Origin of the sequence: Bradyrhizobium sp. JYMT SZCCT0180 (assembly GCF_018130165.1) — a bacterium.
Lineage (GTDB): Bacteria > Pseudomonadota > Alphaproteobacteria > Rhizobiales > Xanthobacteraceae > Bradyrhizobium.
On the sequence record NZ_JAFCLZ010000008.1, the window covers coordinates 92,363 to 116,564 of the forward strand.

Genomic DNA, 24,202 nt, shown 5'->3' on the forward strand with positions numbered 1-24,202 from the left:
CGCCGCGCGTTCCGGTATTCGGACACACGTTTATCATATGTGCCTTGTGCTTGTTCCCTCAAGTCGCCGTCGCGCCTCGCCGCGGTCGGTACGCGGTCCGGTGTCGATAGGTGAACGGACCGGTCGATTTTGGAGTTGCGGTTCGTTCTAAAACTAGTACACTAGCTAACGAATAGGCCGTCAAGCGCCGCGATAAGATTTCAGGGAGAGAACGCATGAGCGGAAATCGATTTGATCCCGTCGCCCACGCAACGTCGATGCGCGAAGGCGGCTTCTGGATCGACAAGAGCTTCGACGAGTTTCTGCAAGCGACCATCGCGGCCACCCCGGGAAAGCTCGCCCTTCTGGCCGACCGCGCCGATCGCCCCGAGGCCAAGCGCTTCACCTATGCCGAGCTCGGCGATCTGATTTCGCGCGCGGCGGCCGCCTTGAAGGGCCTCGGGATCGGCCCTCGCGACGTCGTCTCGGTTCAGCTTCCCAATTGGTGGGAGTTTGCCGTGATCGCGCTCGCCGCCTTCCGGGTCGGCGCCGTCGTCAATCCCCTGATGCCGATCTTCCGCGAACATGAGCTGAGCTACATGCTCGATTTTGCGGAAACCAAGCTTTTGATCGTGCCAAAACTGTTCCGTGGCTTCGATCACGAGGCGATGGCGCAGTCGCTGCGGCCCAAACTGTCAAAACTGCAGCACATCATCGTTGTCGACGGCGAGGGGGCGAACAGCTTCGACCAGGCGCTGCTCTCCGGCAGCGATCGTCTCGCGCCGCCCCCGATCGGGGAGATCGGCGCGCTTCCCGCCGATCAGATGGCCGTGCTGATGTTCACCTCGGGCACCACAGGGTCGCCCAAGGGCGTCATGCATTGCCTCAATACGCTGCTGGCCTGCAATATCGCACTGGCCGGCCGCTTCGGCCTCGACACCAACGACACGATGCTGGTCTGTTCGCCGCTCGGCCATATGACCGGCTTTGCGGCCGGCATGCTGCTCGGCCTCAAGATCGGCGCCACCGTCGTGTTCCAGGACGTGTGGGAGCCGAAGCGCGGCATCGCGATCATGGCCAATGAAGGCGTAACCTACTCGGCTGGCGCTGCGACGTTCCTTGCCGACATGTGCGAAGCGGTCGCCGGTGGCGCAGCGAAGCCTGCGCGGCTGCGCAAATTCCTGTGCGCCGGCGCGCCAATTCCGCCGGCATTGATCGATCGCGTCTACCGCGAGCTCGATCTCAAGGTCTGTTCGCTGTGGGGCATGACGGAATCGCTGTCGAGTACCTTGACCGAGCCCGAGCGCGCGCTCGAGAAATCGTCGAAGACCGACGGTCGGCCGCTGGAGGGCGTCGCCGTAAAGGTGCTGCGCATGGACGGATCGCCGGCGCCGGTCGGCGAGAAGGGATTGCTCAAGGTGCGCGGCGCGCAGATGTGCCTCGGCTACTACAAACGCGCCGACATGGAGCCGTTCGACGCCGAGGGGTGGTTCGACACCGGCGACATGGCCTACATGGACGACGAGGGCTACATCCGCATCGACGGCCGCATCAAGGACATCATCATCCGCGGCGGCGAGAACGTGCCGGTCTTCGATATCGAGAACCTGCTGTTCAAGCATCCCGCCGTGCTTTCGACCGCGATCGTGGGTTATCCGGATCCGCGCCTCGGCGAGCGTGCCTGCGCATTCGTGGTGCTGCGTCCCGGCCAGACGCTCGATCTGGCCGCCGTGCAGGCCCTGATGGCGGAGCACAAGGTCGCGAAGCAATATTGGCCGGAACGCATCGAGATCGTCGCCGACCTGCCAAAAACCCCGGCGGGCAAGGTGCAAAAATTCCAGCTGCGTGAGATCGCAAAAGCCTTCGCCGAACCGCCGCACAAGGCCAGCGCATGAATTCCCGCCTGCAGGATCGCGTGTGCGTCGTCACCGGCGCCGCGCGGGGGATCGGCCTTGCGATCGCCGAGCGCTTCGGCCAGGAGGGCGGTCGCATCGCCTGTGTCGACGTCAGCGCGCGCCGTCTGAAGCCTGCGGTCGAGGGGTTGAAGAGCAAGGGGTTCGACGCCAGGCCCTATGAGGTCGATGTCGGCAAGCGGGACGATGTCCATGCCCTGTTTGCGCGGATCGAGAGCGAGTTTGCGGCGCCGGTCGCGGTACTCGTCAACAATGCCGTCTTTGCGCGGTTCGAGCCGCTGGCGCAGATCGAGGTCGAGACCGTCGACCGCATGTTCGCGGTCGGCGTGCACGGCCTGATCTGGACCACGCAAGCGGCGGCGCCGCAGATGGAGCGTCGCGGCGGCGGCTCGATCGTGAATTTGAGTTCGGTGTCGGCGTTCAACCCCGCCAAGGATTCCATTGCCTATTCCGCGCTGAAGGCCGGTGTCGTCGGTCTCTCCCGTGCATCGGCGATCGAGCTCAGTGCCAGGAAGATCCGCGTCAACGTGATCGCGCCGGGCATGATCGGCACGCCGGCTTCGATCGCGCAATTCGATGAAGCTACCATCGCCACGCGTCAAGCCGAGATGCCGGCCGGACGCTTTGGCGAACCGGAAGAGATCGCCGCCCTTGCCGCATTCCTCGCCAGCGACGACGCGAGCTACATCCAGGGCGCCGTCGTCACCGCCGACGGCGGTTGGACCATCCCTGCCAGATAAGGAGAAGCGCAATGAAGCGACTGGAGGGCAAGCGCGCGGTCGTTACCGGCGGTGGCAGCGGCATCGGCCGCGCCAGCGCGATTCGTTTCGCGCGCGAAGGCGCTTCCGTGCTGGTGGTCGGCCGCGCCGGCAATACCGAGGAAACGGCAGCAGCGATCCGGGACGAAGGCGGCATCGCATCGGCGTTGATCACGGACGCGGCGGTCGAGGAAAACGTCGCCGAGATCGTCCGGCGCTGCGTGGCGGAATTCGGCGGTCTGGAAATCTTCTTCGCCAATATCGGCGTGACCGGAACCAACACGCCGCTGCTGGAGCAGACGGTCGAGGAGTGGTCGGAAGTCTACCGCATCAACACCATCAGTTGCTTCCTTGCCATCAAATATGCCGGCCGGCACATGACGGCGCAGGGCTACGGCTCTATCATCCTTACCTCGTCGGCCGCATCGCTGCGCGCCAATGCCGGCGCCATCTCCTACAGCGCGAGCAAGGCGGCGGTGAACAATCTGGCGCAGACGGCGGCCAATGCCTTTGCCGGCACCGGAGTGCGCGTCAATGCCGTGCTGCCCGGGCTGGTCGAAACGCAGCTGACCCGAAAAGTGTTCGAGGATGCCCGCGCGCGGGGCGTTGAAGCCAAGCTCGGCCATGTGACGCCGATGAAACGCCCCGGGCGTTCCGAGGAAATCGCCGCCGCCGCGGCTTTCCTTGCCAGCGATGATTCTTCCTATGTGGACGGACAATTGCTCTCGGTCGACGGCGGCGTCAGCAGTACCCACCCTTATGGGCGGATCGCGCTCTAGCAGCGGCCCAAAACAAAGAGAGCACCGGGAGAGGCGCCATGGATTTCGAACTGCCCAAGGAAATCACCGACAAGCTTGCTGAGCTGGACGCCTTCATCGAGGCCGAGATCAAACCGCTCGAGCGCGACAATATCAGGTTCTTCGATCATCGCCGCGAGAATGCCCGAACCGACTGGGACGATGACGGACGCCCGCGCACCGAATGGCGTGCGCTGATCAGCGAAATGGAGCGTCGCGCCGACAAGGCAGGGCATCTGCGCTACGGCCTGCCGAAATCATGCGGCGGCCAGGCCGCCTCCAATCTGGCGATCGCCGCCATCCGCGAGCACCTCGCCGCCAAGGGACTCGGCCTGCACAACGATCTGCAGGACGAATCTTCGATCGTCGGCAATTTCCCGATCATTCCGGCGCTCGCCGACTACGGCACCGAGGAACAGAAGAGCTATATCGAGGGCATCATTACCGGAAACAAACACCTTTCCTTCGCCCTGACCGAACCCGGACATGGCAGCGACGCGACGTGGCTGGAGACGGAAGGCGTACGTGACGGCGATCATTGGGTCATCAACGGCCGCAAGCGCTGGAACAGCCAGGTGGCCCGCGCCCACGCCAATCTGGTCTTTGCCCGCACCTCCGGCAAGCCGGGCGAGGCCAAAGGCATTACCGCCTTCATCGTTCCGACGGATACGCCCGGCCATCACGTGCTCTACAATCACTGGACTTTCAACATGCCCAGCGATCACGCGGAGACGGAACTGGTCAACGTGCGCGTGCCCGACAGCGCGATCCTGCACAGGGAGGGCGAGGGCCTCGTCGTCGCGCAGCGCTTTGTGCACGAAAACCGCGTGCGCCAGGCGGCGGCGAGCGCGGGCGCCGCTCGGTACTGTATCCTGAAGGCCGTCGAATACGCCAAGGACCGCGTCGCCTTTGGCGAGCCGCTCGCGCGGAAGCAGGCGGTGCAGTTTCCGCTGGTCGAGCTGTGGGCCGAATACGAATTGGTGCGCAACTTCATCTTCCGTACGGCGTGGCAGATGGACCGCCAGAATCCGCTTGATATCAGCGACATGGTCTCGATCTGTAACTTCCGCGCCAACCGGCTGTGCTGCGAGGCGGCCGACCGGGCGATGCAGGTGCATGGCGGCATTGGGTACAGCCGTGCAATGCCGTTCGAGCACATCTACCGCCACCATCGCCGTTATCGGATTACCGAGGGCACCGAGGAAGTGCAGATAAGGCGCGTCGCGCAATACCTGTTCAACTTCAGCGGCAAGCGTGCGAGCAGCGGATGACCGGGGCTGATGCCTCCGACCGCGGCATCGACTTCGACGTGGCGCGGCTCGATGAATATCTGAAGGGCTGGCTCGGCGGCACAGGTCCGACGCGGGTGGAACGCACGCATGGCGGGATGTCGAACCCGACATATTTTGTCAGCCGCGGCGAGTGGCGCGCGGTGCTGCGCAAGCAGCCGAAGGACGTGCTGCCGTCGGCACATGCGATCGACCGCGAATTTCGTGTGCTGACGGCGCTGCAAGGCAGCTCCGTTCCGACACCAAAACCCTATCGGTACTGCGAGGATCGCGAGATCGTCGGGACGCCGTTCTATCTCATGGAATGGTTGGGCGGTCGCGTCTTTAACGAGTTCGGCACTCCGGGACTCGCCCGCGCCGAGCGCGCCGAGCTGTTCGGCTCGATGTGCGCCGCGCTGGCCGCCATCCACCGGCTGGACTACCGGGCGTTGGGGCTAGGCGATTTCGGCCGGCCCGGAAACTATTTTGCCCGCCAGCTCAAGCGCTGGTCGGAGCAATGGACAAAATTCCGGAGCGGCGATGACGATAACCCCGCGCTCGACAGGATGGTGCGCTGGCTTGCCGAGCGCTTGCCCGAAAGCGAGACCACAGCCCTTTGTCATGGCGACTTCCGTATCGCCAACGTGATGTTTCATGCAACAGAGCCGCGCGTGATCGGCGTGCTCGACTGGGAGCTTTCGACGCTCGGTCATCCGCTCGTCGATCTCGCTTTCAACAGCCAGGCCTGGCTGATGGCGCCGGACGAAAACGGCGGATTGCTTGGCCTGCCGCTGGAGGAGCTGGGGATTCCGTCCGAGCGCGATTACCTCGAACTCTATTACAAGCTGTCCGGCGCGACCGAGTGTCTTTCGCGGTTTCACCAGGTGTTCGCGATGTTTCGCGGCGCGGTCGGCAGCGCCGGCGTCGCCGCGCGCGGGGATCTCGGCACCGGGGTGTTGCCGGACGCGGCGCGTGTCGGACGGCATCTGGCGCGGGCCTATGCGAAGCGCGGTGTTGCGTTGATCGAGGACGAACGATGAGCATGCGCGAACGGCCCGCCATGACCATCGACGAGGCGATCCGGCGCCGCCGCTCGGTGCGTGGCTTTCTGCCCGACGAGGTTCCCGAGGCGATGCTCCGCGAGGTGTTCGAGCTTGCGCAATGGTCGCCGTCGAACTGCAACGTGCAGCCGTGGACGCCGCATGTCGTTTCGGGTGAAGCGTTGAAACGTCTTCGCGCGGCGCTGGTCGCGGCCGGGATGCGGGACGAACCGATCAAACCCGACTGGCCCGCTGACGGCAAGTTCACCGGCATCTATCGCGAGCGGCAGGTGGACGCGGCGCAGAAATTATACGGCGCGATGGGGGTCGAGCGGAGCGACGTGATCGGCCGCAAGATGGCCTATATCCGCAATCACGCCTTCTTCGACGCGCCGCATGCCGTTTTGATTTTCATGCCGGCGCCTTTCGATACGCGCGAAGCGGCCGATATCGGCATGTATGCGCAAACCCTGATGCTGGCGCTGACCGCGCGCGGCATCGCGTCCTGCGCGCAGGGCGCTCTCGGGCTGTTTCCTGAAATCATCCGCGAACAGCTCGGCATTCCCCAGAATTACAAACTGCTGTTCGGCGTTTCGTTTGGCTACGAGGACCGCAGTATCAAGGCCAACGCCGCACGCGTCGGCCGCGCTGATATCGACGCTGCCGTCCGGTTCCATCGCTGAGACAGAGGAGACTTTATCGTGACCGGACCGCTGAACGGCTTTCGTGTCGTCGAGATGGGCGGGATCGGCCCTGCGCCGTTCGCCGGAGCGCTGCTCGGCGATCTCGGCGCCGACGTCCTGCGGATCGATCGCATCGCCAAGCCGGGTATCGAGCCGGACCTGCCGCCGCGCTTCGACTTCTACAATCGCAACAAGCGCTCCGTGGCGCTGGACCTCAAGCAGCCTCAGGCCGTGGCGACCGTGCTGGACCTCGTAGCCGGAGCGGACGCTCTGATCGAAGGTTTTCGTCCCTCCGTGATGGAGCGGCTCGGGCTCGGTCCCGATGTCTGCCACGGGATCAATCCGGGGCTGGTCTACGCGCGCATGACGGGCTGGGGGCAGGAGGGGCCGATGGCGCAGGAGGCGGGCCACGACATCAACTACCTTGCGCTGACCGGCGCGTTGCATTGCCTTGGCGACGCCGATCGGCCGCCGCCGCCGCCGCTCAACCTGGTCGCCGATCTCGGCGGCGGCGCAATGTACCTCATGGTGGGCCTGCTCGCGGCGTCGATGGAAGCGCGGCAATCGGGCCGGGGACAGACGATCGACGTCGCCATGATCGACGGCGTCACGCATTTGATGTCGGCGTTCCAGGCGTTCCGCCAGCAGGGCAGCTGGACCGGGCGGCGTGCCGACAACATCGTCGATGGCGGCGCACCGTTCTATGGCAGCTATGCTACAAGCGACGGCAAGTTTATAGCCGTTGGCGCCATCGAGCCGCAGTTCTACGCCAGTCTCCTGAAGGTGATGGGCATCGATGGAGAACCCCTGCCGGACCAGAACGATCGCACGGCGTGGCCGGAGATGCGCAAGCGCTTCGCGAAAGTCTTCGCCACCCGTCCGCGCGACGAATGGGTCGCGATGGCGGCGGGGCGCGACGCCTGTCTTGCACCGGTATTGACGATCGACGAAGCGCCCAGCCATCCGCAGATGCAAACCCGTGAGGTCTATGCAAGGTTTGACGGAGTGCGGCATCCAAGCCCGGCGCCACGGTTTTCCCGCACGCCTTCCGAGCTTCGCACGCCAACGCCCGCGCCCGGCCGCGACAGCCGGCAGGCGCTCGCGGACTGGGGCATTTCACCTGACCAGGTCACAGCGCTGGAAGCAACCGGCGCGATGGCACAGGGGTGACTATCGAAGCAGTTCGCGCGCGATGACCACGCGCTGGATCTGGTTGGTGCCTTCGAAGATCTGGGTCAGCTTGGCGTCGCGCATCATGCGTTCGACCGGATAATCCATGGTGTAGCCGTAGCCACCGAATATCTGGACGGCGTCCGTTGTCACCTTCATGGCCATGTCGCTGCCGACGCATTTGGCCATGCTGGCGAGCAAATTGAGGCGTTTCCAGTCGCCGGCGTCGCCGGCCCGGGCGCATTCATAGACGAGGGCGCGCGCCGCCTCGATCTGCATGGCCATGTCGGCCAGCATGAACTGCACGCCCTGGAACTCCGAGATCGCCTTCTTGAACTGCTTGCGCTCCTTGGCGTAGGCAACGCACGCGTCGAGCGCGCCTTGCGCCAACCCGACGGACTGAGCACCGATGGTCGGCCGGTTGAGGTCGAGCGCGCGCATCGACGCCCGGAAACCCTTGCCTTCTTCCCCGACCAAATTCTCCGTGGGCACGCGGACATTGTCGAAGAAGATCGGCGTGTTCGGCGCGCCGCGGAAGCCCATCTTGCGCTCGTGGCGTCCAAACGAAATACCTGACATCTTCTTCGGCTCGACGATGAAGGCGCTGATCCCGTCGGCGCCCGGGGCGTCGCTGGTCCGGGCCATCACCACAATGTAGTCGGCGACGACGCCATAGCTGCACCATTGCTTGCGGCCGTTGATGACGTAGCTGTCGCCGTCCTTCCGGGCACGCGTGTTGATTGCGGTCACGTCGGAGCCGGCTTGAGGCTCGGATATCGCGATCGCCGTGACGATGCCGCCCTTGGCGATGATCGGCAGGTATTTGGCGCGCTGCTCCTCGGAGCCGAAGTGAAGCAGCGGCATGATGAACATGGTGTTCAGCGCCGCGATCGAGGCGCAGGCCGGCGAGACCCTGGAAATCTCCTCTCGGGCGAGGCACGCCATGGTCAGGTTGCCGTTCGGACCGCCGTAACGTTCCGGCACCCAGAGCTGCATCAGCCCCATCTCGCCGAACAGTTTTACGAGTTCGAGCGGGAAACGGTCGGTCTCGTCGATCTCGGCCGCGATCGGCGCGACGTGCTTTGCAACCATTTTCCGCACGGTGTCGCGGAATGCGATCTGCTCCTCGGTGAAGCTCATGTTGATCCCTGGGTCATCGTTTCTTGCCGGAAGTTTGAAAAAGGGACTTCCATTGAATGGGTGATCCATTTAATAATTCACCCCATGAGCACCAAGTCAAGCCCTCGCACGCCCGCCCGCCCCAGATCCCCATCGCCCAATCGGCGCGAACGGGTCCCCGATCACCGCGCGGCTGGAGCGCCGGCGGCGCCGGCATTCCGCCCGATCCACACACGGCGTGCGTTCGAGGAAATCTGCGAGCGCATCCGCGAGCAGCTCGCGCTCGGCGTCCTCAAGCCGGGCGACAAGCTGCCGCCCGAGCGCGATCTGGCCCAGCAGCTCGGCGTCAGCCGCAACGTCCTGCGCGAGGCCTTGCGCAGCCTCGAAATGGCCGGCGTGCTTCGGCTGCTGAAGGGCGTCAAGGGCGGGGCCTTTATTCAGGAGGGCGATACCAGCCGCATGAACGGCGTGATGCGCGATATGCTGTCGCTCGGCACGATTTCGGTCCGGGAATTGTCCGAAGCACGCGTTCACGTACTCGATCTCGTGGTGCGGCTGGCCTGTGCCAACGCGCGGAAAGCCGATCTTGACGCGCTAGAGGCCAATATCCGGCGCACCGAGGATGCGACGCGGGAGGGGCGGCTGCTGGACCGCGTCGAATGCTCGCGCGAGTTCTACAAGCTGCTCGCGGCGTCGACCGGAAACAAGGTGATCGCCATGATCATGGATTCGGTCACCGAGATTCACATGCGCTTCGTCTACGCCAAGGTCTCGTCGAGCGGCGTCGCGATGGCGCGGCTGGCGGAAAAGCGGCGGCAATTCCTGGCGGCGCTGGGTGAACGAAACGTTGCGTCGGCAACGCGCCTGATGCGTACCCACCTGGAATCCGTGCAGCGGATGCTGGAGCAGGACCCCGGCGCGATGTCGCTTCACGTCGCGTTGGCGGAGGTGCAGCCCGGAATGCGCAGATAGCGCAGACAGCAGAGGGTGGCTCGATCCACGCTCGAACAATTATAACAACGGAGGAAAATGTGTCCCAGTACGCCAGATACGAATGCCTGTCGGTGGAGGTCGCCGACAAGGTCGCGACCGTGACCCTGAACCGGCCGCAAGCGCGCAACGCCATCAATCAGAAGCTGATCCGCGAACTCCGGACCATCTGGGACGACCTGGCTGACGATCACGCCGTCAACGTCGTGGTGCTGACCGGCGCGGGCGACTTCTTCAGCGTCGGCGGCGACGTAAAAGCGATGTCGGAGCGGCCGGGCGGCGACGTCCTCGAAGAGGGCGAAGTCCACGATCCCATGATCAGCCGGCGTGGTGTGACCCGCCAGCTCGAACTCGATAAGCCGATCATTGCGGCGATTAACGGCGACGCCATCGGCCTCGCCGCGACCCACGCGCTGCTTTGCGACATCACGGTGATGGCGGAGGACGCGCGCATCGGTGATACCCACGTCTCGCGCGTCGGGCTGGTCGCCGGCGACGGCGGCACCGTGATCTGGCCTCTGCTGATCGGCATCAACAAGGCCAAGGAGTATCTGATCCGCGGCACGCTCCTGAAAGGCGCGGAGGCCGAGCGGATCGGGCTGGTCAACCACGTTGCGCCGCGTGGGGAGGTGCTCGCCAAGGCCCGCGAGATCGCGATTGAGCTCGCCAACGGCCCGACCTGGGCCATTCGCTGGACCAAGCTGTCGATCAACCAGATCGTTAAGGACCGCGTGAACATGATGCTGGAGGCCTCGATGGCGCTCGAACAGGTGACATTCGAGACTGCTGACCACAAAGAGGCGACCATGTCTTTCAAGGAGAAGCGCAAGCCGAAGTACGGCAAGGCATAGTCTCTCATGGATGCGGCCGCGCCTCCGAACGACGACATCGCCAAAATGCTTCGGGATTCCCTGCGCGGGTTTCTCGAAGCGCATTGGGCCGCAGGCGGCGGCAAGGAGCAGCCGTCCCCGGATGATACCTCGGCGATCTGGCGCAAGCTCATTGGGCAGGGGATGGCGGCGCTCGGCTCCGGCCGTGACGAAGGTGGCCTTCGCGAAATCCTGGTGGTGATGGAAGAGCTTGGCCGTGCCGCCTGTCTGGCGCCGATGTGGTCCGCTGCGTTGGCGAATCTTTCGCTCTCGGGCTCGCGGACCGACGCGGCGGTGGAACTGCTGGAAAAGCTGCACGCCGGCACGGCGGTGGCCGCCTTCTCCTTCGGCGTCCGCAATCCTGATGTGGGTGCGGGATCGATCCGGATTGACGGCTCGCGCGCGACAGGCGTGCTTCGTTTCGTCGAGGCCGCCGGTGCCACACATCTCCTCGTGGCCGTTGACGCGTCCCGTCTTGCCCTCGTCCAACTGGGTGCATCAGGCATTGTCCTCACGCCGACGCGCGCCATGGGCGCCTGGGGGCTCTGCGAGGTGCGGCTGAATTCGGCGCCGCTGACGCCGCTTCCCCTTGAAGGCGCCAATCTCGACGATCTCCGTCTAAAGGCCCAGGTAGTATTGCTGGGGCGGGCATACGGCGCGGCCCGGCGGGCGTTCGAGCTGGCCGTGGACTATGCCAAGGAGCATCACCAGTTCGGGCAACCAATCGCAAAGTTCCAGGCGATCCAGCACAAGCTCGCGAACTGCCTCATTGCGCTCGAAGGCGTCAGCCTCATCCTGGATCATGCGGCCGGGCTGCATGACACTGGAGACCGCAACTGGCGCTATTTCGCCGATTGCGCGGCTGCCTTCGGTGGTGACGCGCTGCGGCGTGTGTCGCTCGAGACCCAGCATGTTTTCGGCGCCATCGGCTATGCCGAAGAGCACGAGGCCGCGCACCATTTCAAGCGCGTGCACCTGGACACGGTCGCACTCGGAGGGGCGCCCGAGGCGCGGCGGCGGCTGGCTTCGTATTTGCTGGATCGCGACGGCGCGCCGCTGCCGCAATACGATCTCGGTTCGGCCGGCAACGAGCTGCGCGAACAGGTGCGGCGATGGCTCGATCAGAACTGGTCGGGAGAGCGGAAGGCCAGGTTCGACGAACTGCCATTTGAAAAGCGTGAGTTCGACAGCGGCTTCGCGCGCGATATCGGCAGGACCGGATGGATCGGCCTCGGATGGCCAAAGGAATTCGGCGGGCAAGGCCGTTCTCCGCTGGAGCAGATCGCATTCATGGAGACGATGGAGCAGGGCGAGGCACCGCGGATCGGCGCGTCGATTCAGGCCAACGCCCTGATGATGTTCGGCACGCCGACGCAGCAGCAAAAATATCTGCCGGAAATCCTGCGGGGCGAGGCCATGCACGGCATGGGCTACAGCGAGCCCCAGGCCGGCTCCGATCTTGCCGCGCTGCGCACCAGCGCGGTGCGGGACGGCGAGCACTGGGTCATCAACGGCCAGAAGATCTGGACCACGACCTGGTGGGGAAAATACATGTTTCTTGCCGCCCGGACCGATGGGAATGCCAAGCCGCCGCACGCTGGCATCAGCATGTTCATCGTCCCGATGAACGCGGCGGGCATTACGATCCAGCCGGCGAGCACGATGTATGACGGTACGTTTGCCAACATCTTCTACGACGACGTTCGCATTTCCCTGGAAAACATCGTCGGCGAGGTCAATGGCGGCTGGAAAGTCCTGACGGGCGCGCTCGCCTTTGAGCGCGGTCTGGTCGGCGGCGGCATCGTGCTGAAGGTGGCCCACGCCTTCGAGCAACTGCGTCGGCATGTGATGGCGGCTGAGGGCGATCGGCCGCCGCCCGCTCAGGATGCGATCGTGCGCGACAAGATGGCGACGCTTGCCTGCGAAATCGAAATTGGCCGGCAACTGATGATGCGTTGCGCCGAACTCGCGGCCGATGGCGTGACGCCGCCGGAATATGGCGCGATCAGCAAGGTCTATTCCGGCGAACTGATGGAACGCTTCGGCGAGGCGGCGCTCGAAATTCTCGGGATGCGCGCCGCCCTTTCCGAGCAGATGCCGGGGGCGATCGACAATGGCCGGTTCGAACAGAACCTGCGGCATTCACTGATGTGGGTGATCAGCATCGGGACCAACGAGATACAGCGTAGCCTGATCGCCCAGCGCGGGCTCGGGCTGCCGAGATAGGAGACAGGCAGCATGCAGGATGAACCATCGACATCGCCCCTCGAGGGCGTGCGGGTGCTGGATTTCTCCATCATGCTGGCCGGGCCCTATTGCGCGCGGCTTCTGGCGGATGTCGGCGCGGAAGTGATCAAGATCGAACCGCCGGAAGGCGACGAGATGCGCCTGCGTGCGCCGGTGCGTGACGGCCACAGTGCCTATTTCGGCCAGCTCAATGCCGGCAAGCGGAGTATCGCGCTCGACCTGAAATCACCTGACGCGATCAAGCTCGTGCATCTCATGGTCGAGAACTCCGACATCCTGGTCGAGAATTTTCGACCCGGTGTGATGGAGCGCCTGGGTCTCGGATATGAGACGCTGCGAAAGATCAATCCGAGACTAATTTACTGCTCGATCTCCGGCTACGGCCAGACCGGTCCGCAGGCCGAGCGCGCCGCCTATGCGATGATCGTTCATGCCGAGAGCGGCTTCGATCGCACGCTGATGCGCTATGCCGGCGACCGCGACCGGCCGGCGGCGGGTGCGGTGTTCGTCGCCGATGTTCTCGGCGGCATTTTCGGCTTCTCGGCGATTCAGACGGCAATGGTGCAGCGCTCGCGCACCGGCGAAGGACAGCGCATCGATGTCGCCCTGATGGACTGCATGCTGAACCTCTTGGTGTATGAGCTGCAGGAAGCGCAGTTCTCCAAACCGGTGCCACGGCCGACTTACGGGCCCGTGCGCACTGGGGATGGCGACATCCTGATCGCGCCGGTGTCGGCGCGCAACTTCGCGGCCCTTCGCGACCTGACCGGCCTGCCGGAGCTTTCATCCGACCCACGGTTCGCATCGGTGCCGGCGCGCGGCGCGAACTGGACCGCAATGATGCAGGTCATTGAAAAATGGACCATGCAGTACACGATGGACGAATGCTTAGCCTTGCTCGATCAGGCCGGCATTCCCTGCGCGCGCTTTCGTGACCCGGCCGAGGCCCTGGACGATTCAGATCTTGCCGGTCGCGGCACATTTGCGCCGATCGCGGACGCTGCCGGCGAATTCAAGGGCGTCAACGCGCCGTGGCGAATGTCGGGGGCGCGTAGTGCGATCGGGCGGGAAATTCCGTCCATCGGGTCGCACCGCGACGACGTGCTCGAACGCGTGCTCGGACTGTCCGCGAACGAAATCGCAAAACTGGCCGCCTCCGGCGCGTTCGGAAAGGGTGCCATAGCTGCGGCGGAATAACGCCGCCCGGAAAACCAAAGGCTGCATCAAACAAGAAAAGACGACCTGATGGGAGGATCGACGTGAAACGACTTCATTTCTTCGCTCTTGCGCTCGGGCTTGTGGTTCTTGCTGGACCTGCCGCCGCGGACAATTATCCGTCGCGGCCGATCCGGCTCATCGTGCCGTATCCCGCCGGCGGTTCGACCGACATCATGGCGCGCGCGCTGCAGGAGCCGATGGCGAAGATCCTAGGCCAGCCGCTCGTCATCGACAACCGCGGGGGCGCGGCGGGCACGACCGGCGCCAACGAAGCCGCCCGGGCGGATCCCGATGGCTACACGCTTTTGTTTGCAAACAACGGCCCGATCTCGATCGCCCCTTTGCTTCAGAAGGGTGTCGATTTCGATCCGTTGAAGAGCTTTGCGCCGGTCTCGCTGGTCTCCAAGGCGCCGCTGGTTCTGGTTGCGAGTGAAAAGGTGCCGGTGAACGATGCCGCCGGCCTGATTGCCTACGCCAAGGCGCAGGGCAAGCCGATGCTGTATGCGACGGCCGGACCGGGCTCGCTCGGACATCTGAGCACCGAGCGTTTTCTCAACCAGGCCGGGCTGCAGATGGTCCACGTCCCGTATCGTGGCCAGGCTCCGACAACGCTCGCGATCTTTGCCGGCGAGGTCGACATCCTGCTCACAACAACATCCGACACGCTGAACGAGCATATCCGCTCCGGCAAGGTGAAGCTGCTCGGCGTCTCGTCGCCCGAGCGCTCCGCCGTCGCTCCCGGGGCCACGCCCATCGGCAACGTCTTGAAGGGGTATTCAGTCGAAACCTGGTTCGGGTTGTTGGCTCCCGCGGGCACGCCGCCGGAGATCGTCGGTAAACTCAACGCCGCCATCAACACGACGCTGGCGACGCCGCAATTGCGCGACCGCTTTCTGGCCTACGGCGTCGAGGCCGCGACCAGTACGCCCGCCGAACTGTCCGCCATCATAGCGGCCGAAATTCCCGCGTGGCGCAAGGTCATCGAGGAGCGCAACGTCAAGACCGAGTAATGGCCGGAAGCTGGTCGGGCCTGCTCTAGTCAGAACGTGCCGGGATAGGCGCCGCCGTCGATCAGAATGTTTTGCCCGGTGATGTAACCGGCCTGCGCCGAGCACAGGAACGCGCAGGTCGCGCCGAACTCATCGGGGCGGCCGAACCGCCTGGTCGGGTTGGCTGTTCTGATCTCTTCGGTCACGGCGCTGACCTCCCGCGACGAATTCCGGGCCAGCGCCGCCAGATTGGATTTGAGGCGATCGGTATCGAACGTGCCGGGCAGCAGGTTGTTGACCGTCACGTTGTGCTCGGCGACCGACCGTGCCAGTCCCGCGACAAAACCCGTCAAGCCGGTGCGCGCGCCGTTTGAAAGCGCAAGCATCGCGACCGGCGCTTTCACGGCATGCGAGGTGACATTGACGATGCGTCCGAATTTCCGTGCGATCATACCGTCCAGCGTCGCCTTGATCAGGGCGATCGGCGCCAGCATGTTGCCATCGAGCGCCTTGATCCAGTCCTCGCGCTCGAACTTTCGGAAATCCCCGGGTGGCGGGCCGCCGGCATTGTTGATGAGAATGTCGGGAGCCGGGCAGGCGGCGAGAATGGCATCGCGACCTTCCTTGGTCGTGACGTCGGCAATGACGGTTTTGGGCCGGTTGCCGGTTGCAGATGAGATCTCGTCGGCGGCACTCTCCAGCACGTCCCCGCGGCGGGCCGCGATGATGAGGTTGGCTCCTTCGCGGGCGAGCGCCATCGCGCTCGCCTTGCCAAGGCCCTGGCTTGCCGCGCACACGATCGCGGTGCGTCCCTTCAATCCCAGATCCATTTGCTCTGTTCCAATCAGGAGTTTGGCAAAGCCATGCCCGCGGGTTTCGAGCCCCACATGCAGAAGCTGGTCGGCTCAAAGCCGAATTGCCGCGGCCGGTGCGTCGCCTCGTCCTCGATTTCGTCGACGCCGACCGAGTATTCGAAGATCATACCGTCCGGGCCTTTGAAGTAGAGGAAGCGCGCGCCCGAGGTCGGATGCCGGCCGGGGCCGAACACGATCGGCACGCGCCGCTCATTGAGGAAGTAGTAGGAGCGCAGCACGTCGTCGCTGGTCTCGACCTGGTGGTTAATGTGCTGGATGCCGGCCTTGGGCGCACGCACCAGCGCAATGGTGTGATGGATCGCATTGACGCGCATCAGCGGAATATCGCCGATCCAGTCGCTGACGCGGGCGTTGCACACCTGCGTCCAGAACCGCTCATCGCGCGCCGGATCGGTGGAGTTGAGGCCGATATGGCTGAAGCCGGTGATCCCGGCATCGCGGCTGGCGAAATAGCGCCGGCCGCTGCGCTCCGGCCGCACCACCAGTTCGATGCGATTGCCGGTCGGATCGCGAAAGCCGATGAAGGCTCTTACCTTGCGCCGCTCGGCTTCCTGCGCAGCCCCTGCATGGACGGCATGCCCGAGCGCTTCCAGCGTTGAGGCCGCCTCCTGCAGGCTCGCCTCGTCCTCTACCTCAAAGCCGACGGTCTGGTCATCAGGGTCGCCTTCCATGTAGCACAGCGTGTGCGCACGCTCGTCGGAGCGAAGGTACAGGTCTTTCTTGCCGCGCTCGGCAATCTGCAGACCGAGACAGGCGGTCGCGAAATGCTCGGCCGATTCGAGATCGGGCGAGCCGAGGCGGACGTAGCTCACATCCTTCAGCTGGATCATGTTGTTCTCCTGTTCATCGGCCCGGCGCTCAGTTCCGGTACGTCCTTGCTTTCGCTGCCCCAGTTGCAGAGCGAGGAGGCAGCAAGTGGGAATTGCCGCGCCAGCCGCGGCTTGCCGTCGAGTTCCGCCATGCCGTTCACATAAGAGAAGATCAGGCCGTCCGGGCCTTCGACGTGCAGGAACATCTGGCGTGAGGCGGCCTCGCGGCCCGGGCCCTGCACGATCCTGATCTGGCTTTCCTGCATGAAGTAGCTGTTCTGCATGATCTGATCGAGCGCCTCGACCTCGAACGCCACATAGAGCAGCCCATTGCGGTTCGAGGGAAACAGCGCGATGCGGTGGTGCAACCCGTCGATCCGTAAATAGGCGATGTCGCCGACCCAGTCGCTGACCTCGGCGCCGAGCGCGCGCCAGAATGCGAGGTCGCGTGCGTGCTCGGTGCTACGAAGGCCGACGCCATGAAACGCGACGATGCCGGCATCGCGCCGCGGAAAATACCGCCGTCCGCTTCGCGTCGGGCGCACCACCAGGTCGATCCGGTTGCCGGATGCGTCTTCCGTCAGCAGCGCAGACTGTACATAGCGGCGCCGGCAGTCGCTGGCAGACGCCTCTTGGACCGTGAAGCCGAGTGCGCGCAATCGCCCGCCGATTTCTGCCAGCGCCGTATCATCCCAGACCTCGATCCCGACGCTGGCGCCATCGGCAAAATTCTGGCCGAGGCTCACCGTGCGAAACCGGTCATCGGAACGAAAGGCGATCTCGCCATCCTGATCGGCGACGCGCTGCAGCCCGAAAATATCGGACACAAAGCGTGCGCTGGCGCCGGGCTCGCTGACCGCGAGGCGCACGTAGCAGACCGAGGTGATCAGAGGGGTGGCGCGACCGTTGTTCATCGCGCCCGTGCCTTCGGATGTTGGGATTCCAGGAAAATCTTGATCATCCGCCGCCACACCGCGAACAGCTCGTCGAACCATTTGGGATCGTTGTCCCACAGTGTGCGCAGCGCCATGCCGCGCACCAGACTGAGCGTCAGGGCGACGATGTCGGCCGACAGGGAAGGCGGCACACCGCTCGCGGCCAGCGCTTCGGTCCAGGCCGTCTCGACCGGCCGTCGTGCCTTCCTGGAGATGTCCAGGATCTGCTTGCGGACGGCCTGATCGGTCGACGTCGACAGCACGATGTCGATCGCTACCATGAAATGCTCGCTAAAGAAGAACTCGCGCGCGTCCTCGATCACGGCTTCGATCAGGTCACGCGGCCGATTGACGGCCGCCGCGCGGCGACGGCTTTGGATCTGCGCTTGCTCGAAGACGTATTCGAGGGTGGCGACGACAAGTGAATCCTTGGTCGGGAAATGATGAAGCTGCGCCCCACGGGAAAGTCCCGCCTCGGCGGCGACGTCGGCGGTTCGAAAGCGGGCGTAGCCGCGCCGGCGAATGAGTTCCGATGCAGCCTTGAGGATGCGCGTGCGCGTTTCCTCGGTCCGTTCCGCCTGGGTGCGCCGCCGGGCGGTGCCGAGCGGGCGGCGCGCGGATTTCAGCGGGGCGGGGACTCGGTCAGGACGGTTCGCCATTTTTAGACCTCGATCTGAACGTTTCCGTCAACGATAGTGACGGGGTAGGTTTTCAACGCGATCTCGCAGGGCATGCCGGTCGGTTCACCCGTGGTCACGTTGAAGGTGCCGAAGTGGAACGTGCACTCCACGGTTTTCCCGGTGATGATGCCTTCTTCCGCAAGCGATGCCTCTCCGTGAGTACACATGTCGGCGGTGGCGTAGATCGCGCCGTCGACCCGATACAGCGCCACGTTGGAGCCATCGGGCAGGGGCGCCTGCTTGATTTCACCTTCGACCACTTCATTGGCCGCGCAGAGAACGACTGTTTCACCCATATCAAGACCTAGAGCATGGTGCTGCCGCCGTTGACGCTGATGACCTGTCCAGTCACGAACGATGCTTCGGCGGAAGCGAGATAGGAAACCATCGAGGCGACTTCCACCATTTCGGCCGGACGGCCCATGGGAATGACGCTGACGAACTTGGCGGCAAGCGCGGGGTTGCTCTTGGTGATCGCCACCATCTGCGGCGTGTTGACCGCGCAGGGGGCCACCGTATTGACCGTGATGCCGTCCTTGGCGAATTCACGTGCCATGCCTGTCGTAAGGCCATGAACCCCGCCCTTGGCGGCGTTATAGGCGGCGTGGTCCCACAGTCCGTTGCGGACTGAGTCGGCGCCGAGGTTGATAATGCGGCCATAAGCCTGCGCGCGCATCCTGGGGACCGCGTACCAGGAACACCACAGCACGGTCCACAGATTGCGATCGATCGTGGTCTTCAGGGTTTCCGGCGTTTGCTCGGCGAAGGCCCTGATGATGCCGCCGCCGGCGTTGTTGACGAGGATGTCGAGGCGACCGAAGCGCTCGCTCGCGAGATTAATAGTCTTCTCCGCCGTGCCCTGATCGGAGAGATCGCCGGCATGGCTGGTGACCTCGGCGCCGAATTCCTTGCCGAGATGGGCGGCAGCCTGTTGCAACCCGGCCTCGTCAAGGTCGGCAAGCACGAGCTTGGCGCCGTCCCGCGCCAACCGCTCGGCGATTGCAAGGCCGATGCCCTTGGCCGCGCCCGTGACGATGGCAACATTATCCCTGAGCTTCTTGTCCATTACCTGCTTTGCTTTCAAAGAATGATGCTGACCCGGCCCTGGGCGCGGAGGCCTTCGCTGTCCAGCAGGCAGCGCTTCTCCTTGATCCGGAACGAGCCGCTGCCGGGCACCAGACGATACCGGTTGCTGCCGAAATAGGTGTCGGTCACGCCGTCCTTGGTGCGGTAGGTGATAAAGGCCGAACTCACCTCGATATCGTCGCCGATCTGCTTCCTGATCCGGACGTTGCTCACCAGATGTCGCGTCCTCGAATGCGGGAACTCGGCATGGGCCGTGCGTTTCATCAAGCGCTTGACCCGCTCGCTGAGACGGAAGCGGTCGTCGGCGACATAGAACAAATTGTTGTCGGGCGAAGCGTCGACGGCGAGGTCCGTCGCCGGGACGTAATAAATCGCGTCGTCGGTGAACAGCTCCAGCCATTCCGGGAGCCGCCATTCATCCAGCAGTTCGGCTTCGGCGAACAGGAAATCCTCGACGTCGGTGCGGGCTATGGCGTGCATCGCGGTTACTCCGTCGCTCATGCCGGCACCCTGAAAATATGCTCGTTCCAGTTCGACCAGAACGCGCGCATCTGCAATTCGTCGTCGTAGGACGGGTTTTCCTTGCCCATGCCTTTCGAGATGTCGTTCCACTGCGCCTCGGCGGAGTTGCGAAAACCGCGCTGGCACTGTTCGAGCGCTTCGACGTCGTCAGGCGTTGCAAAGCCGCCGGGCCCGAGAAATTCGAGGAAGTTGAACAGCCGGTACTTCCGTGCCCATTCGGTCTCTTCCTTGGGGGCGAGGGCCCAAGCGCTGATATTCATGAAATCGGGCGCGGCGGGATAATAGGTTCGCACCGTCACGGCCATGATGTCGTTGATCACGAGGTTCGGAAAGATAAACAGGTTGCGGTTGAAGGTGGCGATGCGATCGGCGCGTTCCTTGCCGAACCGTTTGACCAGGCCGTCATAAAGGCGGGTAAGCTCGTGTTTTCCTTCTTCGCCCCATGAGGGGATCCACTGCGCGACGGGGCGGCCCCAGGGCGCCTTGTATTCGAGCACGGCATGGCCCTTGCCGAGATCGCGCGCAGAGCCCTCAAAGGCGACCTGAGCCAGCGCGCCGGTCGCCGACTTCAGATAGTCCAGATAGGTCGCATGCGTCGTCAACGCGTGGTAGCCGTCGATGCTGTTCTCGGTCAGCAGTTTCCAGTTCGCCCGCATCGAGTATTCCTGCGTGCCGCCGACGATGGTCATTCCCATCTCGGCCTGATCGCAGATCACATCGAGATACTCCTTCACCGGACCGAGATAGTCCGAGAGACTTTCGACGTCCTTGTCGAAGCAGATGAAATTGAGATCGCGGTAACTCTCGAAGCGCGCCACCTGCTGCATGTTGGAGGTCGAACGCTCCTTGAAGTCCTCGGCGTAGGAGGCCTCGCCAGGCTGGCTGCGCAGCGTTCCATCGAGCCCAAATACCCAACCGTGATAGAAGCATTGGAAGGATTTGGCGCTGCCGTGCTTTTCGCGGCAGACCTGCGCGCCGCGGTGCGGGCAGGTGTTGAGCATCGCCTTGAGATTGCCCTTGCCATCGCGCGCGAACAAAATGTTCCGTCCCCCGACCGAACGTGTGACAAAATCCCCGGGCTTGGCGAGTTCGGAACTATGGCCAAGGTAGAGCCAGCATTTGTCGAAGATCTGCGCCCGCTCGGCCTCCAGAATATCGGGATCGACAAAGGCCCGGCGAGAAACCTTGAATATCTTCTTGCCTTCATCGATCATGAGCGCGGTATTCATCCGTTGGAACGCGTTCATTGCTGTTTCTCCCTGGAAATTTCTTTGCTTTTCATTTCAAGGCGGCCCGCAGATCGTAGGCGGGCGATTCAAGATCGGCACGTGACGGCCTCGCGTTCGCTGCGATCACGCGCTTGAGCATTGCCATCTCCTTGGCGGCATTGACCGACAGCGCACCGACCACTTCCGAGCCGCGCATGGCGATGACCGAATATCTTCCCGAACGTTCATCGCCGCGGACGATGTGATCGCTATCGAGCATGTCGCCCGCGACCTGGATGTTCAGGTCGTATTGGTCGGTCCAGAACCAGGGCGGATCGGTGTATTCCTTTGCCTCGCTGATCATGTTGGCAGCCACCGAAATCGCCTGGTTCTGCGCATTGGCCCAGGTTTCGACGCGGATCGCGCGGCCGTGACAGCGGCTCCATTGCAGAGCGGCATCGCCGGCGCAGAATACGCCTGACGCCGCGGTGCGGCCGCAGGCATCGACGGCGATCCCGCCCGCTGTTGGCAGGCCAAGCCGTTCGGCGACCGTCGGCACCGGTTCGACGCCGATGCCGATCAGCACCAGATCCGCCTCGACCTCTTCGCCATTGCTGAGCTTAACGCCAGCAGGCGTACTTCCGGTGACGGTCGCACCAAGGATGAAGTTGACGCCGTGGCTGCGATGCTTGGCTGCGACGAGGTCGCTGACGAGCGGCGGGAATGCCCGGGCCAGCAAGCGCGGCTCGCTCTCGATCACCGTAACGCGGCATCCGTTCTTTGCGGCTGCGCAGGCCGCCTCGAGCCCGATCACGCCGCCGCCGACGATCACGATCCGGGATTGATGTTGAACGGATTTGCGAAAGCGCAACGCATCCTCGACGTTGCGCAGGTACTGAACTTCAAGGCCTGGGCTTTCCAGCGCAGCAAGCCGGCGAGGCCGCGTTCCCGTTGCGATCAGCAGGCGATCGTAGGCGAACGAACGGCCATCGGCTGTGGTAACCGTGCGGCGGTCGGCGTCGCAATCAGTCACGGCCGCACCGGTTTCGAGCCGAACGTTCAGGACGTCGCTCCAATCCTGGGTCTGTTTGATATAGGCGACCGCCACCCCCGGGCTGTGCAGCATCGCCTTGGACAATTGCGGCCGCTCGTAGGGCGGGTGGGGCTCTTCGCCGAGCATGGTGATGGCGCCCTGAAAGCCGCGGGCGCGCAACGCTTCCGCCGCACGGCCGCCGGCCTGGCCCGCTCCTGCAATCACGATGTTTTCGTTTGGCGCCGACAATTTCCGCTTTCGCTCCCTGGCGCGATCTTGATCGTCGCGCCGTTCTCGTGAAGCCGGTCGAGCGAGGTTCGCAGAACCATGCCGTCCATTCTTTCGATTGCATCCATATTAAAAACAGTCCAACCTGCTTGTAAAGTGGCATCGCAGGTTCCGCCCGGAGAATGTGGGGAACTAGTGCGGTGCATGACAATATCGAGGAAGCGCGTTGTGGCCGAGGCCATCGATACCCATACCCATTTCGTTCCCGGCCACATTCCGCAGCAAGCGGTGCGCAATCCGCTCTGGCCGTCGATCGAACGCAAGGGGGCGGATGGCGCGGTGGTCATGGTCGGCGGCAAGGTGTTCCGCGCCATCGATTCCCGAAGCTGGGACGCCAGGCGCCGCATCGACGACATGTCGGCCGACGATGTCGACGTGCAAGTGGTCTCGCCAATGCCGGAACTGCTGTCGCATTGGTTTCCGGCCGCGGATGCCGACGCGCTGTGCCGGCATATCAATGAGGGCATCGCCGAACTCTGCAATGCGAACCCCAGGCAATTCATCGGCATCGGCATGGCGCCGATGCAGGATGCGTCTCTTGCCATAAAGCGATTGTACGAGATCAAATCGCTCGGCCTGCGTGGCATCGAGATTGGTAGCCACATCAACGGTATTCCGCTAGGTGATATCAGGCTGCACGATGTCTATGCCGCGGCCGAGCAGGCTGATTTGATGGTGATGGTCCATCCGCTGCACCCGCTCGGTCTCGACCGTATGGGCGGCCGGCCGGAGCTGGCGGCAGTTGCGGCATTTCCGCTCGAAACCGCTTTTGCCGCCGTGTCGCTGATGACCAATGGTGTGACCGAGCGTTTCCCAAAACTGCGGATACTGCTGAGCCATGGCGGCGGCGCGCTGCCCTGGATCCTGCCGCGGCTGCGGCACGCCCGGAGCATCGGACCGCCCTTGGACAGCCTGTTTCCGCGCGATCCTGCCGAGATGGTGAAGTCGTTCTTTTACGACACCATCCTCTATGACGATGTCGCGCTGGACTATCTGGTGACCAAGGTCGGCAAGGACCGCATTGTGGCCGGGTCAGACTATCCGTTCACGATCAAACAGGATCGGCCGGTCGAGTTTGCCGAGCGGGCGCTGGGCCTCTCGCGCGAAATGTTTATGAGCAATGCAAAGGGCCTGTTGGGTCTCGACATCGGGGCCCCGGCTTGAAGCAAACCTGAAGGGAGGCTGTTCTGGCTACCTGCTATTCCTATCGTCAATTCTGTTCGCTTGGGCTTCTTCCACCGCGCACCCCGGCAAGGCCGGACCCGCAGGTGCCGCGCGACCGCGCATTGGGACCGTGCGCGCATGGTAAAATCGGAGCGTTCTATTTCTATGCAGAGGGATCGCGCGACGATCCCGCCTTCGGCTTTTGCGACATCGAGGTTTCGATCCAGGCGGTAGCGACCGGGAAGGTGCGGCTCGAACTCTATTGCATCGCCGACGGCTACCAGACCGCACGCGGTGTCGGCGCCAGGCATCCGCTCAAGATCGCGGTGATGGCAAAGGACCGGGTGGTGGCTGTGGCGGCCTGGTATTTCGCCGACGTGATATGCGGCCACGCCGATCCCATGAACTTCGCAACCGATCTTGATATCGCGGATGAATTGTTCGCACAGATCGACCGGATTGAACTGCAGGAGACCAAAGGCGAATCCAGAGCGTGCGAGTAGCAGGGTAGGCCGTGCTGATGCGCGTCGACGCCGCTACCTACGGGCCCGCGATCAAGAAA

General features: G+C 63.8%; 24 protein-coding genes. 14 read left to right on the top strand and 10 right to left on the bottom strand.

What is annotated here, in order from left to right; translation table 11 throughout:
- Positions 1 to 215: 215 nt before the first annotated feature.
- From JQ641_RS13760 to JQ641_RS13790, 7 genes are read left to right on the top strand one after another with little or no spacing between them, the layout of a single operon-like run.
- Positions 216 to 1,874, top strand: coding sequence for an AMP-binding protein (locus JQ641_RS13760; RefSeq protein ID WP_211996497.1), 1,659 nt, complete (start codon positions 216 to 218; stop codon positions 1,872 to 1,874).
- The gene (locus tag JQ641_RS13765; protein WP_211996498.1) at positions 1,871 to 2,632 is read left to right on the top strand and encodes an SDR family NAD(P)-dependent oxidoreductase; all 762 of its coding nucleotides are present in this window, start codon (positions 1,871 to 1,873) and stop codon (positions 2,630 to 2,632) included. The genes JQ641_RS13760 and JQ641_RS13765 overlap by 4 nt, the downstream gene beginning before the upstream one ends.
- An 11-nt stretch (positions 2,633 to 2,643) precedes the next feature.
- Positions 2,644 to 3,429, top strand: a complete 786-nt coding sequence (locus JQ641_RS13770; RefSeq protein WP_211996499.1) for an SDR family NAD(P)-dependent oxidoreductase — start codon at positions 2,644 to 2,646, stop codon at positions 3,427 to 3,429.
- 38 nt (positions 3,430 to 3,467) lie between these two features.
- Positions 3,468 to 4,718: an acyl-CoA dehydrogenase family protein gene (locus JQ641_RS13775; protein WP_211996500.1), complete on the top strand. Its 1,251-nt coding sequence runs from the start codon at positions 3,468 to 3,470 to the stop codon at positions 4,716 to 4,718.
- Positions 4,715 to 5,755, top strand: coding sequence for a phosphotransferase family protein (locus JQ641_RS13780; protein WP_211996501.1), 1,041 nt, complete (start codon positions 4,715 to 4,717; stop codon positions 5,753 to 5,755). The genes JQ641_RS13775 and JQ641_RS13780 overlap by 4 nt, the downstream gene beginning before the upstream one ends.
- Positions 5,752 to 6,438 (top strand): nitroreductase, encoded by a 687-nt coding sequence (locus JQ641_RS13785; protein ID WP_211996502.1) that lies wholly within the window; start codon positions 5,752 to 5,754, stop codon positions 6,436 to 6,438. The genes JQ641_RS13780 and JQ641_RS13785 overlap by 4 nt, the downstream gene beginning before the upstream one ends.
- 15 nt (positions 6,439 to 6,453) lie before the next feature.
- Positions 6,454 to 7,608 carry a CaiB/BaiF CoA transferase family protein gene (locus JQ641_RS13790; RefSeq protein ID WP_211996675.1) on the top strand — a complete coding sequence of 385 codons (1,155 nt, stop codon included), beginning with the start codon at positions 6,454 to 6,456 and terminating at the stop codon, positions 7,606 to 7,608.
- Here the strand turns inward: JQ641_RS13790 and JQ641_RS13795 are convergent, their stop codons facing one another.
- Positions 7,609 to 8,748 carry an acyl-CoA dehydrogenase family protein gene (locus JQ641_RS13795; protein WP_211996503.1) on the bottom strand — a complete coding sequence of 380 codons (1,140 nt, stop codon included), beginning with the start codon at positions 8,746 to 8,748 and terminating at the stop codon, positions 7,609 to 7,611. It lies immediately after the preceding gene.
- An 84-nt stretch (positions 8,749 to 8,832) separates the two neighbouring features.
- Between JQ641_RS13795 and JQ641_RS13800 the strand changes: the two genes are divergently transcribed.
- The 5 genes from JQ641_RS13800 (at position 8,833) to JQ641_RS13820 (ending at position 15,061) form a co-directional block, all read left to right on the top strand.
- The gene (locus JQ641_RS13800) at positions 8,833 to 9,699 is read left to right on the top strand and encodes a FadR/GntR family transcriptional regulator (RefSeq protein WP_211996504.1); all 867 of its coding nucleotides are present in this window, start codon (positions 8,833 to 8,835) and stop codon (positions 9,697 to 9,699) included.
- 59 nt (positions 9,700 to 9,758) lie between these two features.
- Positions 9,759 to 10,568, top strand: coding sequence for an enoyl-CoA hydratase/isomerase family protein (locus JQ641_RS13805; protein ID WP_349628558.1), 810 nt, complete (start codon positions 9,759 to 9,761; stop codon positions 10,566 to 10,568).
- A 45-nt stretch (positions 10,569 to 10,613) separates the two neighbouring features.
- Positions 10,614 to 12,812: an acyl-CoA dehydrogenase family protein gene (locus JQ641_RS13810; protein WP_249150421.1), complete on the top strand. Its 2,199-nt coding sequence runs from the start codon at positions 10,614 to 10,616 to the stop codon at positions 12,810 to 12,812.
- A gap of 12 nt (positions 12,813 to 12,824) precedes the next feature.
- Entirely contained in the window at positions 12,825 to 14,030 is a 1,206-nt protein-coding gene (locus JQ641_RS13815) for a CaiB/BaiF CoA transferase family protein (RefSeq protein ID WP_211996506.1), read from the top strand.
- 62 nt (positions 14,031 to 14,092) lie between these two features.
- Positions 14,093 to 15,061 (top strand): Bug family tripartite tricarboxylate transporter substrate binding protein, encoded by a 969-nt coding sequence (locus JQ641_RS13820; protein WP_211996507.1) that lies wholly within the window; start codon positions 14,093 to 14,095, stop codon positions 15,059 to 15,061.
- Between the two features lie 29 nt (positions 15,062 to 15,090).
- Here JQ641_RS13820 and JQ641_RS13825 read toward each other — a convergent pair whose 3' ends face one another.
- From JQ641_RS13825 to JQ641_RS13865, 9 genes are read right to left on the bottom strand one after another with little or no spacing between them, the layout of a single operon-like run.
- Positions 15,091 to 15,870, bottom strand: a complete 780-nt coding sequence (locus tag JQ641_RS13825; protein ID WP_211996508.1) for an SDR family oxidoreductase — start codon at positions 15,868 to 15,870, stop codon at positions 15,091 to 15,093.
- 14 nt (positions 15,871 to 15,884) lie between these two features.
- Positions 15,885 to 16,745 (bottom strand): VOC family protein, encoded by an 861-nt coding sequence (locus JQ641_RS13830; protein WP_211996509.1) that lies wholly within the window; start codon positions 16,743 to 16,745, stop codon positions 15,885 to 15,887.
- Positions 16,742 to 17,638, bottom strand: coding sequence for a VOC family protein (locus tag JQ641_RS13835; RefSeq protein ID WP_211996510.1), 897 nt, complete (start codon positions 17,636 to 17,638; stop codon positions 16,742 to 16,744). The genes JQ641_RS13830 and JQ641_RS13835 overlap by 4 nt, the downstream gene beginning before the upstream one ends.
- The gene (locus JQ641_RS13840) at positions 17,635 to 18,318 is read right to left on the bottom strand and encodes a TetR/AcrR family transcriptional regulator (protein ID WP_211996511.1); all 684 of its coding nucleotides are present in this window, start codon (positions 18,316 to 18,318) and stop codon (positions 17,635 to 17,637) included. The genes JQ641_RS13835 and JQ641_RS13840 overlap by 4 nt, the downstream gene beginning before the upstream one ends.
- A gap of 2 nt (positions 18,319 to 18,320) precedes the next feature.
- Entirely contained in the window at positions 18,321 to 18,635 is a 315-nt protein-coding gene (locus tag JQ641_RS13845; RefSeq protein WP_211996512.1) for a non-heme iron oxygenase ferredoxin subunit, read from the bottom strand.
- An 8-nt stretch (positions 18,636 to 18,643) separates the two neighbouring features.
- Positions 18,644 to 19,405, bottom strand: a complete 762-nt coding sequence (locus JQ641_RS13850; protein WP_211996513.1) for an SDR family oxidoreductase — start codon at positions 19,403 to 19,405, stop codon at positions 18,644 to 18,646.
- Between the two features lie 14 nt (positions 19,406 to 19,419).
- Positions 19,420 to 19,926: an aromatic-ring-hydroxylating dioxygenase subunit beta gene (locus tag JQ641_RS13855; protein ID WP_211996514.1), complete on the bottom strand. Its 507-nt coding sequence runs from the start codon at positions 19,924 to 19,926 to the stop codon at positions 19,420 to 19,422.
- On the bottom strand, positions 19,923 to 21,194 hold the full coding sequence (locus JQ641_RS13860; protein ID WP_211996515.1) for an aromatic ring-hydroxylating oxygenase subunit alpha: 1,272 nt from the start codon (positions 21,192 to 21,194) through the stop codon (positions 19,923 to 19,925). The genes JQ641_RS13855 and JQ641_RS13860 overlap by 4 nt, the downstream gene beginning before the upstream one ends.
- A 31-nt stretch (positions 21,195 to 21,225) precedes the next feature.
- Positions 21,226 to 22,413, bottom strand: coding sequence for an NAD(P)/FAD-dependent oxidoreductase (locus tag JQ641_RS13865; protein WP_211996516.1), 1,188 nt, complete (start codon positions 22,411 to 22,413; stop codon positions 21,226 to 21,228).
- 207 nt (positions 22,414 to 22,620) lie between these two features.
- Between JQ641_RS13865 and JQ641_RS13870 the strand changes: the two genes are divergently transcribed.
- Together JQ641_RS13870 and JQ641_RS13875 are read left to right on the top strand one after the other, a co-directional pair.
- Positions 22,621 to 23,640, top strand: coding sequence for an amidohydrolase family protein (locus tag JQ641_RS13870; RefSeq protein ID WP_211996517.1), 1,020 nt, complete (start codon positions 22,621 to 22,623; stop codon positions 23,638 to 23,640).
- 104 nt (positions 23,641 to 23,744) lie between these two features.
- Positions 23,745 to 24,143: a hypothetical protein gene (locus tag JQ641_RS13875; protein WP_211996518.1), complete on the top strand. Its 399-nt coding sequence runs from the start codon at positions 23,745 to 23,747 to the stop codon at positions 24,141 to 24,143.
- Positions 24,144 to 24,202 lie beyond the last annotated feature (59 nt).